This is a genomic window from Vibrio sp. 11-4(1) (genome assembly GCF_013048625.1).
Lineage (GTDB): Bacteria > Pseudomonadota > Gammaproteobacteria > Enterobacterales > Vibrionaceae > Vibrio > Vibrio diabolicus.
This window is the reverse complement of record NZ_VHSY01000002.1, coordinates 67,830-83,391: the sequence shown is the minus strand read 5'-3', so window position 1 is coordinate 83,391 and position 15,562 is coordinate 67,830. Positions and strand designations below refer to the sequence as shown.

The following is a 15,562-nucleotide window of genomic DNA, read 5'->3' as shown; positions in this document are numbered from 1 at the left end:
AATTAAGTGTTTAAAAACATCAGGTTAATGGCAATGCATATGAAGGGCGATGTTTATTCTCAATTTGAGATTCATATTAGTGGAAACCTTACACGGAGTTAGAATAAGCACAAAAAGAAAAGCACTCGCTGAACGAGTGCTTGTAATGGAGTGTTAACGGCTGTTAGCTTCCGTATACCACTTTAGGTAGAGTGGTGATCACAGGAACGCCAAGGTGCTTTTCTAATGCTCTTTTAGAGCGGATAGAGTTATCTGCTAACTCAAGTATCGTCGCTAATCCAATGCCCAAACCCGCGCCACCGATAAACCCTAAAATGACAAACACAAAACTAGGTAAGTTAGACGGAATGGTTGGTGTGAAAGGTTCATCAATGATTTTCACGCGTTTATTCTCTTCAAATACGCCAAGTGAACCAGTTAATTGAGCCATTTCATAACGCTCTACAAGGTCATCATACATTTCTCTTTTTACCGCGACATCACGAGCCAGGCGGTTAATTTCTGTTGCTGTGCTACCAAATCGATGCGCATTACTTTCTAACTCTTGAATCATTGTTCGTAAGCTATTGGTTTCTTCTGTGAGGGCTTCAAAGCGTCCGCGCATAATTTGCAGTTGGTGAAGCTGAGAGACCAGAAGAGGCTGAGCTTCTCCAAGACTGTTTACGGTGGTATTGCTTGCGATATCCCAAAGTTGGGCGCTGTTTAATTCCGGTTGTTTAGAGTTCAATAGTACTGAGCGCTCTTGCTCCAAGCGGTTTAACTCTCGTAGCTTGCCTTGAACCATGCTATGCGCCTCAGTGTACTTGGCGCGAAGCAAAGTGAGCTCACTACGAATGTCTATGATTTGTTCTTCAAGCTTACCGATAACCGGGTTGGTTTTAGAAAGTTGTTGGTCCAAACTACCTAGGCTTCGGGTAACACCAGCAAGCTCCGCTTCTTTTTCTGCCAAGGTTTGTTTAAGGCTTGCCAGACGAGTCAGGCTTTGTGCTTGCATTTCAGGCGTCGCGTGAGAGTAAGTATTCTTGTATTCCGCGAACGCTTGCTCTGCTTTATCCAACTCTTCTCTGCGTTTATTAATATGGATGGTTAAAAAGTGACTTGAATCTTTAATTGAAGATCGTTCAGGAGCTAAAAGCTGTTCGACAAAATGTTCGCTGACGGAGAGTAACATCGACTCCATGCCATTCGGTTTGCCACTTCGTAGTTGGATTTGAATGAAGTCCTTACCAAGCTGCTGAACAGACAAACGCGACGCGAGATCTTTAATGATGAACTCTTGCTCTTTGGCACTCATTTCGTCACTAATCAGCGCTTGTTCTTTGGCAACTGAGTACAAAACATGTCGGCTTTTTAGCAAGGTACTGAGTGCGCTCAATCGATCTTTCAGCATGGTTGAGACGGCAAGATCTTGAAGGAATGGGTTCATTTTCGCTGTCTCTTGGATAAGCATACTCGTATGAGCGACATAAGTCGTCGGAACCAGTTTACTTACGATGAAACCCAGCACAGGCAATACAAGCATAGGAATAACGATCATGTAGCGACGTCTCCAAGCTCCATGTAACAGTACACTGAGGTTTTCTCTTAAATCGTTCATAGCGCCCTCACTAATTTATCAACTTGGTTGGCTCTTGCTTCCCAGCTTTGCTGTTGAACAAATGACTTTGAATCTGTCGGTGGCGGTAGGAGGTGATCGAGACTGGCACGCACGTCTTCGACATCTTGAACCACATGGAGCATATGTTTGTAGGGCATTAATGCGGGAAAGGGTGTGCTGATAACAGGGGTTCCTGTTGCCAAGTACTCAAGAAGTTTAAGCGGATTACATGCCTTGATTTGAGCGTTATCAACAAAGGGCAACCAACTGGCATCCCAGTGTTGAGAGTAACGTGGCAGAGTGTGATGCGCTCTCGGGCCCAGGTAGTATATGTTGCTTCTTTGTGGAAGTGGATTATCACTGAACTCGTTGGGGCCGATGAACACGAGATCCCAGTCAGGCGCTTGGTCTGCGACTTGGGCAATTAAGTCGTAGTCTAACCATTCAGACAAACTGCCATAAAAGCCCAGCACTTTGCGACCATTATTAGGTAAATCTTCAGCCTTAGGTGCTGGCTCAGAAAACAGGCTAAAGTCGACACCGTGAAGTAAAGTGACGGTTTTACCAGATGGAAATTGAGTGGCGAGTTTGTCACTTGCTGTAAAAATCACATCAGCCGCGTTAACCAGTGTACGTTCATGCTTGGCAACCGTGTCGTGGTCAACACCAGCTAAAGCGCTAAAGTCATCGCCACAATAGTAAATTAGCCCACGTGAATTCATTTCCGCACAAACATCTGCGGCCGTCGGGAGCGATGTCCAAAATATAGGCTTATCAAAACCAAGAGCGTGTAACTGTTTATTGAGCTGGTATTTCATCATCTTAGCCGCTACTTTTCTTACCAGCGCAGAACTTGGAGCAGGAATAGTGAGTAGGTTAATGGTGTGAATATTTGGGTTTATTTCAGACTCTAACGTTGGCTTATGCGATCCAGCGTTATTAAACACACGAGTGAGCTTGTTTAACGCACGTTGCATGTCTTTAGCGGTCAGCCTAGGTTGACGCAGACCGATTGAGTTAACCCAAAGGATGCGGTGGCTCGTTGCTAGTCGTTTGACAATGTGTTGAGTGGAGGAGGGTAGCCCGCCAAAATCTTCTCCAAATACTACGATGTCTGTCATGTGGCTCTCCTTGAGTCTTCGTTATTTGATTACTAATCAGAGAGTAATCACAATACGTGCCAAGGATTTATTTGTTATAAAACAGGTAATTAGACTTTCTATTGGTATTTGAAATTAGGGTTTCTCATTTTGACAATCACTTTGAACGATTCGGCTAACGACAACCGTTAATGCTGCCAGAATGTAAATTGGCCAAGTGAAACCTTGAGTGAGGAAAGTACCTGATACGATGGTCCCGATAAGCCCACTTAAGACTGCGTTTGCTCCAACAGAGAGGGTGTAATCCGATGTTGGCGTCAGTAGTGAAATAGAATGCAAAGAGGTTCGAATCAATGACACAATCAATGTAATGAACACGGCGAGTCCAACAAACCCCGTTTCTGCTAATACGCCAAACCAAGTACTGTGTACGGCGTGATTGATACCATCCCAGTGAGGGCTATAGAAATAGTAATTGAAGTAGAAATTATCAAGCCCAACCCCAGTTAAAGGATGGTGGAGAGCCATTTTAAATGCGGCTTCCCACGCGTAAAGTCGCCCCATCGCAGAGGCATCTATACCATCCTCGGCTGCGCCACCCGATTCTCGCCCTGAGATACCAGCAAATGCGTAGAGTACGATGGCTGCGACGGCGCCTAGTACTAAAACTAACGTTTTGCTTTTGATGTGCTTAAAGGCAAAGTACGCAAATACCGATAGAGAGCCTAACAAGCCCCCGCGGCTTTGTGTCTCAATAATCGCAAAAAACAACACCAAACAGGTAATAAGTGCGAAGAGCCGGAGATGCTTAGGTGAACGTTTCTCCATTAGCTGACTAACGGTAAAGGCGAGGGGAAACATTAATACCAGCGCCAAGTCGTTCGGATCGCCGAGTACTGAACCTATGGAGCGTCCAATCGATACGCGCGTCCCTTCGACTAAATCAATGCCATTCGCTGCGTTTTGTAATGCGACTAAACCAATCAACAATCCGGCGAAAATTATTGCTTTCGACATTTGTGCTAACTGAGCCGGTTTGGTAATAAGCCAGGTGATAGCCAATGTCATAATGATGATTTTCCAATAGGTATTTTTGAAAACTGTAATGGCAATGTCACGACTGGAGGCGAAGACGATCCCGATGATCACCAGCCCCCAAAATATGCACAGCCATTTTAATGACGGGTGCCAAAAAGCAGTAAGCTGGCGACTTATCAAAAGGTGGAAAGCAAGTGCGGCCAGTGCCCCCAATGATAGTAGCAATGGGATCTTAAAGTTATAGATAACGGGAAACGCTTCATGAATACGGAAGAATGAAAAAATAACGAACAGCGTGACGAGCCAAAACGTTTGGTTGAGAACGAACAGTAAAGCCAGCGGGGCGAAACATAGTGCGACAATCAAAATAGGGTGAGGCATAACAATCCAAAGCAGGCCGATACAGACGGTAATCGTCAGCGCTGCGATGGACTGCTTTCTTCTCACCTTGGTTTCAGTCATAACGAGTATCTCTTCACCTGTCCACGCCACTTCACCATGTATCGAGTGAGCGCATTTAGCGTCTCTTTACTCATATAGCGAGTGGCTATCCCTGCCAGCAAAGTGCATGTCAAAATGCAAATTGCGATGGCGATGCCTATTGATTGTGAAGAGTGAAGCAGGAACAGTGCCACACCGGAGATAATCTGCAATAAAACCATCAGACTTAGGTGAAAAGGCAACGGCATGCATTGTTGACCTACCACATAAGTCAGGCCAAGCTTACACAGTTGAGCGTAATAAAGCGCAATGAAAACTCCATAGATACCCAGAGACGATAGGCCAAACAGCAAAGCAATTGCAACGCATGCTGAGACGACATTAATACCCAGTAACCAGCGAGTACGACGCTTGTACAAAATGGAAATATTAATGAGTTCGCTCCACTCTTTTAGCATGGCGATAGGCAGTAAGAACAAGCTGAACAGTACCGCCTCATGATAGGTTTTTGGTAACAGGTAAGTGATCATCACCATTGCTAATGTGCCGACTGCAACACTTAAACCGGTAATGTAAATCATGCCTAGATGAGTGATGCGCACAGCTTCTGTACTCTTACGACCTTCTAGGTAATTAAATCGACGTGGCATCCACCACATGCCAAATGGCTGAACTAAAATACACATGCCAACCGCAAATTTTACGGCTATCGCGTAAATCCCTAAGGTCGCAAGTGAGGCGTTCGCGCCGATGAACCAGCGTTCAGCGCCATTGAGACAAAACGCAACCAATCCAGCCATCATCATGGGCAGACAGTAATTTAGGTATTGTTTCGCCACTGTCAGATTTGGCAGAGTCATGCTGTAGCGGTTAATGATGTGCAGCCAGACAAACTGAGTAATAGCAGCCAACAAGCCACCCCATAAAACAGAAATAACTTGTGGGTGAACAGACAGCGCCGTGATGATGAAAATAACCTGAAAAACAGTGGTAGTCACCATGACGTTAAGTAGGGTTCTTGCTTTGTCGTCCTGTGTTCTCAACCAAGCTGTGCCGATTGCGATACTGCCTTCTAGAACGATAGCAAACATAACAATAGCAAACTCGACTCGCGTAAAAGGAGCAGGAATAGGCGCGAACATAATGATAGCGAGTAGGCATAAAGCCACTATGCCAGCGATGAATAAAGCAAGTGAGTACAGCTGGTTTAGTAGGCTTGTGCGCGTATTTTGATCCTTTTCAACCCCGACGAATCGATACAGCGCTTCATGCAAAGCGAAACTGACGAATAAGGTTGTGACAACGCCAAAGGTGGTAAGCAGTTCAAGCTTGCCCATTTGTTCTGGTGAGAGAAAGTGGGGCAATACAGGCAGCATGATTAAGCTGATGCTTTTGTTTATCACTAACGCGATAGCGAACAGCGACATATTGGTCATTGCTTTAGACATGGTCATATCCTTTGATGTATCGCGGTGTTTTGAGTTTACAATCGCCATTCGGTGCGGATTCTGCTGCAAGGTGCTGAGCGATTGGCAGATAACAACGTTCGGCCGTATAAAGTTGAGAAACGTTGAGTGCTTCGATACCCATTGTCACTTTCATCCATGGAGACTCATTCAAAAGGCGAATTGCGTTATGTAACGACGCCACATTGTTTGGTGTGTACTTGATGCAATTGCGGCCATGCGTCAATACGCGATCCCAGTAGCTATCATCATGTGGGATGACGATGCACATGCCTGCTGCGAGAGCTTCTAAAATGGATAATCCAAAAGGTTCGTTAACACTGGTGGAAACAAACACACCACACTGAGAGCGTAGGTCATCGAGGTTATCTGGGCATTCATGCCATTCAACACCTTTTGTGGTGAAGTCTGGTGTTGAATATTCCACACCTGCCACATTTGGTTTGATGTAACACACGGTAGATTTGATCTCTTTTGTCTTATCAAGTGTTAAAGCATCAAGAAAAAGATCGATGTTCTTCCATTTTAGTAAGCTGGCCGCCCAGAAGACGCGGTTTGAAATTGGATTTGCTTGTTTTGGCCAACGGTCTCTCGATAGTCCGTTAACAAACGTAGACGCATTCAAACCACACCAATAGCGTTCAGTGGCTGGCTTCTCTGTTTTGAGGTAGACCTGTAAGGCCTCTAGCATCGATTCTCGGGTGTTTGCCAAGTAATAAATTGCGGATGCTTTTACCAAGCAGTAGCCGGAAGATCTTGAACGACCAACTGGACCATGAACCATTTGTACCACAGGCTTTTTGCTGATTAATCTTAGTAAGTACAAAGGCATATCGTTACTTGGGCAAGATAGACCTAAAAAGCTATCTATCTTTGGTAGTTTCATGCACGCAAAAATCAGTTGGATAAAGTAATACGCGTTCATTAACCAGTAAGTGAGGCCATGAGTGGAGCTCAGTGGTGATGGTTTGATTTTGATAATCTGCACACGAGGCGTATCGCTAAGTAGTGACTCCCAATGCTCTGGATTCGTGGTCAGCAGATAACCAATTACGTTCAGTTTATCGCACTGTTTGAGGAGCTCTGCATTCGCAATTTTAGAACCACCTTGCATTGGGATTGCGTCGAACATTAATACACGTTTCATGACTGGCCTCCTCAATTGATGCTCAACCAGCGTGAAAGAGGCTTCATGCAGTGAGTCATTGGCATTGGTGTAATACTGTTGTTCTCAAGCTCACCTTCATAAATACGTTCAATGGCGCTTATGGATGCTGCAGTCGTGAGATTTTGGCTAGCATGAAGATAGGCGTTTTCAGCTAGCTTGTTTCTTAGAGCTACATCTTGCATGACTTGTTGGATAGCGTTTAATAAGCCTGCCATTCCGCGATTCTGGTACAGTAGCGCAGAGTGATTATGCTCGAACAACTCAGGGATGCCTCCTGTTTTAGGAGCCACGATAGGCAGCTGAGCTAAAGCCGCTTCCCCGAGCACGAGACCAAAGGCCTCTTCATAGGCGCCGCTAATAAAAGCGTCTGCATTCCCAGACATCCATGCACCAGCATTGCTTTTTTCCCCGACAAAGTGGACTCTGTCTTGGATACCGAGATCCGAAGCAAGTTGTTGCAATGTTTCTCTTTCCTCGCCATCGCCAACGATAACAAGATGAGGATTATCGTGATGGTAATTGTGCATGCGCATAGCGCGAATAAGGCGGTCGAATCCTTTTCTTTTAATCAACGAACCTACCGAGAGAAAGGTAAACGCTTGTGGAGGTATTCCGAGGTGAGCCTTGATATCAATGGGCGTATCAGAGTCCAGAAGCGATACACCGTTGTGCACAACATAAAGCTGGTCTTCTGGGTAACCGTCCTGAATAATTTCACGACCGACATCTTTACTAACGCAAATCAATTTTGGGGAGAGGTGTAGCCCAAGAGAGAAGCGATCTCGCAATGTATAGTGACAATGAAGTTGAGTGACAAGTGGGATGTGATTCATGCGTGCAGCCAAACACATCCATTGACAAGGACCACCGCTATTAACGTGTACCAAGTCGATATTGTGTTTTTCGATCAGTGCTGAGCCCTGTTTGATAAGGCTGTTCCATCCGCTAATATCCCAGCGAGGTGCACTCCAGCCACCAACGAGATTGAAAACAGAATGTTCCGCTTCAATTCCGAGCGATTGACACTTATCGATTAGTGGCTGGCAGTTTGACCACACGAATGGCTCAAACTTATCACGGTCAATCCCTGAGATGAGATCCAGAAGTACCACTTCACTGCCGCGAATCCAGTTATCACCATAATGAACATATAGAATGCGTTTTGGAGTAGTCATAAGTCACCTCTGTCTCATCATTAACTTGTGTTAACTGCTGAGTTGCAACAGAGATGCCAAAATATGCCATTAGTTTATGTGTTTGAATATTATTAGATATTTGTGCTTGGACTTAAGGGGAGAGGCAATATTCTCATATTGAGAACCAATATGGCTTATTGCTCCGTTTCAATTTGATATTTTCGTAGCAATACAGGAATAACGCTTTGCGCCGAGAAATCATCAATAATGGTCTGCCGAGCGTTTTGACGAATGTGAGATTGCTGCACTTCATCAAGAGACATCCAATGTTTAAGGCATTGAACGAGAGATGGGACGTCATCGACAATAAAGCCATTTTCGCCAGTTTGGATAATATCGGGCAAGCGACCCACGCGTAGGCTCATCACGACTACTCCTCTAGCCATTGCTTCAAGCGCCGCCATAGGCAGGCCTTCATAGCGAGAAGAAATAACAAGCACGCTAATGTTTTTCCAAACGGTCTCCATTTCAGTTTGATGACCGAAAAATGTCACATTTGAAGGGGCAATGTGGGCGAGTGATTCTCTTTCGGGTCCATCACCGTAAACACTAAAATGCAATGTTGGGCAGAGCTTAGCCACTTCGATAAATTGGTCGGCACCTTTTTCTTGGCTCAATCGGCCGACGAAAGCGATTTCTTGATAGTTGAGATTACGATCGGGTATCGAAACAAAGTTATTCAGCAGCTCCGAACGGAAAATGACTTTACGCTGAATGCTTGGGCTGACGGAAAAGCAGTGGTTAGAGAGGTAGCCTGAACTTCTATCAAGCCAATCATAGAGCCACAGTTTGCCCGAAGACGATTCTCCTGCATGATAAGTTGAAATCAAGCGAGGAAATGTGCGCGTGAGTAGCTTGGCACAGCGCGCTAAGATTGACGCTTTGTAACCGTGGGAGTGAATGACCGATGGTTGGTGATTGGCGACCGCGCTTGTTAGGTGTTTGATCTTTAATGCCTTATGTGGCTCACCAGACAAATGGTGCAAGTAACTCACAGGGATGGTGGATTCTTCTGCTTTTTCTACAATCTGTGCTGGTGGCGAGTACTCAGTCGTTAAGACAACACGTGCTTTGTGCCCAAATGTCACTAATCCACGAGCAAGCTCTATGACGTGACTTTCGATACCGCCAAACAGGCGGCTATCAAGAAAAATCCAAATTTCACCAACGTCAGGTTTCTCAAGATTGTTCGAGATTAATTTCATCCGCTTCCCACGCTTGTTTTTTTCGGTAAACCGTAGATGGGCTTAGCTCCAGCATTACGGCGGCATTGAGAACGTTGCCATCACAGTATGCGATTGCGTTTTGAATCGCCTCACGTTCCACTTGCCACATAGGGCGAATGGTTCCATCAGAGTTAAAGTACGGCGAGGCAGCCGCTGAGGATTGTATGTTAGGTTCCGGTGTCGGTATTGACGGTTCTCTAGCGGGGGCCGACTGTTCCTCAACATACACAGGTTGGGATGTTATTGTTGTAGGGTTTGCTGGCTCTTGAGTTACATGTGTGGGAGTGGATGTTCTCACCGTTTTAGACTTTCTAGTCAGTTGAGCGGGTAGGTGATTCACCGTGACTTTTTCGTCATTATTAAGCACTACAATGTTACGTATAATGTTTTGCAATTGCCTTACATTACCCGGCCATTCGTAGTGCTTGATGATATGTTGAGCTTCGCTGTCGATTGTTGAGAATTTCTTTTTGTCCTGTTTGGCATAAGTGGTCAAAAAGTGCTTGGCTAGCGTGACGATGTCACTTCCTCGCTCGCGCAGAGGGGGCATATCGATAGGTATTACGTGTACGCGGTAATACAAATCTTCACGAAAACGACCTTCTTCCACTTCTGTTAATGGATCTCGGTTGGTGGCACAAATGATTCGAACATCCACCTTCATCTCTCGAGTGCCACCAAGCGGTGTGTAGGTTCCTGTTTGAAGAAAACGGAGCAACTTCTTTTGCATCTCAAGTTCCATTTCACACAGTTCATCGAGAAAAAGCGTACCACCGTGAGCCAGCGTCGCAGCACCTTTTCGGTCTGTTGTGGCTCCGGTAAATGCGCCTTTAACATGGCCAAAAATCTCACTTTCCATTAAATCTCGTGGGATAGCCCCGCAGTTTATAGCAATAAAAGGTTTGTCTTTACGGTCGCTCTGACGGTGCACGGCTTCAGCACAGACTTCTTTACCTGTGCCGCTTTCACCCACAATAAAGACACTGGCAGATGTTGGAGCAACGGCATCAATAGTTTTATATACCGCCTGCATTGGGAGACTTGAACCGATAAATCCGTGATAGTTATGGCGATCAAACTTGGACTGAATATTTTCTACTAAATCTTCCAATTTGGCGCGTTTGAGGTGTAATGCAACAGAAGTTTTTAGGCGATCGGCGTTAATAGGTTTTTCTAAGAAATCTTCCGCACCTTTTTGAATTAGGTTAACGGCTAAGTCTACGCTGCCGTGCGCTGTAGCAATAATAACGGAGGTAGGAATGTCATTCTGGTTGATCCAATCCAACACGTCTTCACCAGACATATCGGGCAGTTTCAAATCGAGAATGATGAGCTGAGGTTTGCTTCTTTCAATAAATTGAATTGCTTCGCGACCTGTTTCGACATGAAAAATGTCATAAGGTTCGTCTTTGACATACTGCTTATAAAGTATGGCTAGTGAAGTAGAGTCTTCTACCAGTAACACCCTTGGTCTCATAGTCCTATCCCAACGTAGTTCGTTTCACTTTTATGATTTTTGTCAGCACTATTATTTGTATTTGGCGTGATGAGCGAGTTATATGACTTAGTGCTCTCTAGTGCTGAATATTCTCAATTTGAGAAAAGCGTTATCTAAGTATTAGCACAAGGTGGGAAATTTGCGAAAAATCCATACTTTTTAATTGATTAAGTTAAATTGTAAATATCTTAGATGATATCGGCATCGCACTTTAATAAGTGCGATGATTCATAAGATAATTTATCATTGAAACTGTTACTCGAATCCTTGATCTTTTCGCTTTTCTAGCGCGTCAAACGATTCATTTGCCAGCTGGGAAAGAGACTCACAGAGAGCCAATGCTTCTAGTGTTTTCCCTTCCACACAATATTTCTCAATCATTCTTGCTTGTCTGGAAAGCGTTCGGTTACCTAAAGCAAGGGCAGAGCTGCCGAGAGTATGAACTTCGAACTCTAATGTTTGGAGGTCTTTCGCGCTTAATGCTTGCTCTATTTTCTCCATGCGCTCTCGTGACTCTTCAATATAATGTTCAATCAGCGTAGGGATGATTTCGGCGCACGTATCTTTGATCATTTGCTGGAGAATGTGTTCATCCACCAATTCTTGTTCGATAGTCGGTGTGTTATTTGCAGTCATATTGGCGCTCCCTATAACATAAATAGTTCACTTTTCTTAATTTGTTGAGATATCTTTTCTTTCCACTTTTTGGGTAAAAAGCGTAGCTTGGAAACTTGGCGGATCAATTCATCTTTCAGGCTTGGTGTATGCTTCATGTTCAGCACGGAACCAATCAAATTCGCATCGCTAGCATCAAGTAGTTTTTTGGCTTGTTCGAGTTGGGTTGCCGTCGTAGAGCCATAATGTGCGACTAATAAGGTGGCATCACATACGCCCGCAATCACTTGAGGGGCAATATTGCTTCGGTTGACACTCAGAAGTGGAGATGTGTCTATCACGACGCGCTCGTACTGCGTTAACCACTCTGCAATATTGCGCTTCAGCATCGTCGGGTCTCGGTACGCCAATTGAATGCTGGCGAGAGATGGAGCAGGGAGACCGACTAAGGTTTGATGCGTATTTTCTCTTGTGATCAGGTGGCCAACTTTTTCTGTATCATCAAACTCGTGAATGGTGCGATAAGCGGGCTTGAACAGGTTAAGATCCACATACAAAGTATTGTGCCCAGCTAAAACCAGACGCTCTGCTAGAGATGAAGCCACGGAAGTGACGCCGTCTTCAGACTTACAACCCACGACACAAATCGTTTTGTGGCCTTTCTGTTCACTCTGAAGATAAATTTGCTCAATCTCAGCGTGAGTGGCAGGAATAGTCATTACAACGCTCCTATTAACACGATGGTTGTGGTGATTTGTAAAATATCTCTTAATCCGGCTCTTGCTTTTTCAGCAAAGCTTTCGTCTTTATGTGGAATGTAAATAGTGTCACCTGCACGGATGACTGGTAAATCATAAATGTTGGCGGTTTTGCTAAAGTTCACCAAATCAAATGTTCGAGCTTGGCCCTGACAGCAAGACATGTTGACCACACTGATTTTTTCAAGATACGCATTGTTAGTCGGGCCTCCAGCTTCGGCCAGCAGGTCAAGTACCGTCATGTTGTCATTAAATACATAGCGCCCTGGGTCTCTTACTTCACCTAATACGCGCACGGTGGATTCTTTGGAGCGATCCAACCAGTTTTTGTTTTTTTCCGGAATGTAAATGGTATCGCCGGGACGAACGTGGGGCAGAATAGACTCATCGCCCGTTTCAAAGTACATCGACAAATTCAATTTACTCACTTTGGCATAGCCTAGGCCACGGTGCGTCACACGAATATTGTGAATATCGGCATCCATTGTTGGTCCATCGGCGGCAGATAAAATATCCAGAAAGTGCATCTCTTCGGTAAAGCGATAGCGGCCTGGGGCATTGATTTGACCGAAAACATATATCGAGGCATCAGAGCTCTGGCTTACCCATTGCGATTTGTTGTCTGATGGATCGTCAGGTAATGCATGGACTCTTACTACCGTGCCAGCAGAAACTCGGGGCAGATTCGATGTTGGTGAGCCATCTAAAATGTATTGATCTAAATCGAACTGTGTCATTTTACCATTATTGGCGACTTCAATTTTGGTGGTGTCAGCTCTACGTGTTGGGCCGCCAACATGCGCAAGCAGATCAATTAAATCCATTTCGTCTGACCATTCAATACGTCCCGGGCGGACGACTTCTCCCATCACAGCGACCGCTCGACTTGGCGCCACTTTTAGCCATGACTTCTCGTTGAAATCGGTTTTCTCAGGCACGAAAATCGCGTCTCCAGGTCCGACATTCGGTGGTCTAACCGAAGACAGCCCCTCGGTATGCGCGGTTAGGTCGAATTTGATGACCTTACCATCGGCTTTTATGACACGAATTTGGCGAGATTCTGCATAGCGAGTAGGCCCGCCTGCATTGGCGAGAATATCCATGAAGCTAGCGTCTTGCTTTCCTTCATACGCGCCAGGGTGGGCAACTTCACCCATGACATAAACCACATTTGCACCCGCTTTGATTTCTTCTTCCTGTTTTGGAACAAAAATGGTGGCACCCGGTAGGATTTCTGGTAGTAAGCTTTGATCACCCGTATCTAGATACTTTTTTAGATTAAACATGGTTGGGTTGTTATTTGTGATCACGCGAATTTGCTCAACACTAGCATATCGTGTTACGCCGCCAGCTCTCATCACGACATCAACGAGCGTGGTGTTCGGTTTGTAAGAGAATGAGCCGGGAGCATTCACTTCACCAAAGACTTTGATGGCACGAGCGGAGTCTGCGCTATCGCCTGAGTTCGCGAGTTTTGCTGCATCAAATTCTTGCTCAATATTCCCAACGAGTGGAGATGCTGGAACAAACAGTACATCCAGCGATTCCAATTTCGGGAGCTGGCTATTATCACCAGTATCAAGGAAACGTTTGTAGTCAAACTCGATGTTTTTGTTGCCGCGTTTAACGATCATTTTATCGAGCTGAGCACCAGCGCGAAGGCCTCCAGCTTCGTATACAAACATTTGAATGTTGGAACCTGAAGGTAAGGTATATTCCCCGGGTTTGACCACGTAGCCTTGGACTGACACTAATAACTGTTGTTGTTTGATAAAGACTCGAGCGTTGTTTACGTCACGATACACGGTTTTTAGCGTTTCGATAATCACGTCTTGGAGTTGTTGCTCATTATATCCAGCAACAAATACAGGGCCGACTTCTGGTAAGTTAATACGCCCACGGCGATCAACTTGAAACCCTTTGTTTAAAGACGCTTCTCCAGGTAGGTTGATCTGAATTAAATCGCCGACCTTAACAGTATTGTTTTCATCAGCTGACGAAGTAGGTACCCAAGCGACCAAGCACAAAAGAACGAAGGTGATAAATGGTTTCATCGTGTTCATAGCGTACCTCCTGCAGATAGATTGCGATTTACTGAGGTATCGCTATCTGAATTAGGGCTAATAACCTCGATGCTTACGCGGCGGTTGGTTAAACGCACGGCAGGTGTTTCACCTTCATAAAGCGGTAGGCTATCTCCCACAGATTTGGTGGTTACGCGTTCTGAAGTGATGCCAAATACAGTCAGGTAACGCTTCACTTGTTCTGCACGCGCTTGAGCGAGTTTCTGGTTGTAATCTGGTGAGCCAGTGACATCGGCATGCCCAGTCACCACAAGAGTTAGGTTAGGGTGGTCACGTAAAATGTAGGCAGCTTCTGCCAAATGTCCCATGTACTTTGGATTAATTTCTGCTGAATCGACAGCAAATTGATTATCAATATTGAGGAGTGCATAAATTTCAGCGATGACGTTCAAATCGCTACGCAATGCTTCAATATCATCGGGTGGCGTACAAGTGGTTTGGCTTAATACATAGTCGAGTTGCTGTTCAAGTTGGTTTAAACGTCGACGTTGAATCACCAGATCGTTAGCAGCATCGAGTAGAAGTCCCCCTTCTAGTTCACGTGCGATTCTGTTTTGCTTCTCAAGCGCTTGCACGACTGCTGCAGGAAAGCACCAGCGTGCGCCTTCTTGAATCAACGCGTCTAGATGTAGCTTGGTGAGTTGCCAATCAAACCTCAACCCATGCTCTGGACCTAACGGTTCATCGGGCATGACTGGGGAAAACTGATAATTTTCAATTGAGATATCTTGATAGTTTTCCGCCAAGCCACCTTTTCCGTGGTCTGGGTAGTCAAACGACGAACAACCAAACATGCCGACAACAAGACCGCTTACTACATATCGTCGTATAAGATTTACCATGCCAACCTCCGTTTAAACCGGTATTTTTAGTGTCCTTTTGAGTTAACGGGAATAGCATGGTTAATACGAAGCAAGCTCATGATTTCTAAAGGTTGGCCTGATACGTTTTCAATACTCATGCTTCTTTCACGTTCAACTAGACGCTTATATAAGTAAACAATGGCACCAATCCCTGAAGAATCAAGAAATTGGACGTGCTGTAGGTTAATTTCGACTTCTTTGTGATGATTGTCGTGAATTACTTCATCAATGTAATGTTGTGCTTGTCGACAGCCACTTGCGTCTAAGTCACCAAAAAACTCAATGGCTAATTTGTCTTGATTAATTTCTAGTTTGCGTAATTCCATGACTCTATCTCCGTTTGTTTTCTCTACTTGGATATAGAGCAGGTAACGTGCCAGATTTAAATGCAAATAAAATCAGATGGTTATGATTTTTTGGTGGTGTCATTCAAATTGAGAAGGAATAGGTTCTCAATTTGAGAATCAAAAACGCATAGACAAACGGCTTGTTCAGGAGAGATGTCGAATTAA

The 15,562-nt window shown here is 44.9% G+C and carries 13 protein-coding genes; all 13 read right to left on the bottom strand.

Features of this window, described 5'->3' with window-relative positions:
- Positions 1-163 precede the first annotated feature (163 nt).
- Positions 164-1,597 carry a chain-length determining protein gene (locus FKN16_RS03880; protein ID WP_006742947.1) on the bottom strand — a complete coding sequence of 478 codons (1,434 nt, stop codon included), beginning with the start codon at positions 1,595-1,597 and terminating at the stop codon, positions 164-166.
- Positions 1,594-2,718, bottom strand: coding sequence for a glycosyltransferase (locus FKN16_RS03875; protein WP_145532146.1), 1,125 nt, complete (start codon positions 2,716-2,718; stop codon positions 1,594-1,596). The genes FKN16_RS03880 and FKN16_RS03875 overlap by 4 nt, the downstream gene beginning before the upstream one ends.
- 114 nt (positions 2,719-2,832) lie before the next feature.
- Positions 2,833-4,197: an O-antigen ligase family protein gene (locus FKN16_RS03870; RefSeq protein WP_170902042.1), complete on the bottom strand. Its 1,365-nt coding sequence runs from the start codon at positions 4,195-4,197 to the stop codon at positions 2,833-2,835.
- Positions 4,194-5,624, bottom strand: a complete 1,431-nt coding sequence (locus FKN16_RS03865) for a lipopolysaccharide biosynthesis protein (protein ID WP_170902041.1) — start codon at positions 5,622-5,624, stop codon at positions 4,194-4,196. Before FKN16_RS03865 ends, FKN16_RS03870 begins: the two co-directional genes overlap by 4 nt.
- Positions 5,617-6,789 (bottom strand): glycosyltransferase family 4 protein, encoded by a 1,173-nt coding sequence (locus FKN16_RS03860; protein WP_006742943.1) that lies wholly within the window; start codon positions 6,787-6,789, stop codon positions 5,617-5,619. The genes FKN16_RS03865 and FKN16_RS03860 overlap by 8 nt, the downstream gene beginning before the upstream one ends.
- Positions 6,790-6,800: 11 nt before the next feature.
- Positions 6,801-7,985: a glycosyltransferase gene (locus FKN16_RS03855; protein WP_145474042.1), complete on the bottom strand. Its 1,185-nt coding sequence runs from the start codon at positions 7,983-7,985 to the stop codon at positions 6,801-6,803.
- Positions 7,986-8,140: 155 nt separating this feature from the next.
- Positions 8,141-9,211, bottom strand: coding sequence for a glycosyltransferase family 4 protein (locus FKN16_RS03850; protein ID WP_170902040.1), 1,071 nt, complete (start codon positions 9,209-9,211; stop codon positions 8,141-8,143).
- Positions 9,186-10,709, bottom strand: a complete 1,524-nt coding sequence (locus FKN16_RS03845) for a sigma-54 dependent transcriptional regulator (protein WP_046875250.1) — start codon at positions 10,707-10,709, stop codon at positions 9,186-9,188. The genes FKN16_RS03850 and FKN16_RS03845 overlap by 26 nt, the downstream gene beginning before the upstream one ends.
- Positions 10,710-10,985: 276 nt before the next feature.
- Entirely contained in the window at positions 10,986-11,366 is a 381-nt protein-coding gene (locus FKN16_RS03840; protein WP_046875251.1) for an Hpt domain-containing protein, read from the bottom strand.
- An 11-nt stretch (positions 11,367-11,377) separates the two neighbouring features.
- Positions 11,378-12,064 carry an AAA family ATPase gene (locus FKN16_RS03835; protein WP_170902039.1) on the bottom strand — a complete coding sequence of 229 codons (687 nt, stop codon included), beginning with the start codon at positions 12,062-12,064 and terminating at the stop codon, positions 11,378-11,380.
- Positions 12,064-14,166, bottom strand: coding sequence for an SLBB domain-containing protein (locus FKN16_RS03830; protein ID WP_170902038.1), 2,103 nt, complete (start codon positions 14,164-14,166; stop codon positions 12,064-12,066). The genes FKN16_RS03835 and FKN16_RS03830 overlap by 1 nt, the downstream gene beginning before the upstream one ends.
- Entirely contained in the window at positions 14,163-15,029 is an 867-nt protein-coding gene (locus FKN16_RS03825; RefSeq protein WP_170902037.1) for an OmpA family protein, read from the bottom strand. The genes FKN16_RS03830 and FKN16_RS03825 overlap by 4 nt, the downstream gene beginning before the upstream one ends.
- Positions 15,030-15,055: 26 nt before the next feature.
- Positions 15,056-15,376 (bottom strand): STAS domain-containing protein, encoded by a 321-nt coding sequence (locus FKN16_RS03820; protein WP_124008851.1) that lies wholly within the window; start codon positions 15,374-15,376, stop codon positions 15,056-15,058.
- Positions 15,377-15,562 lie beyond the last annotated feature (186 nt).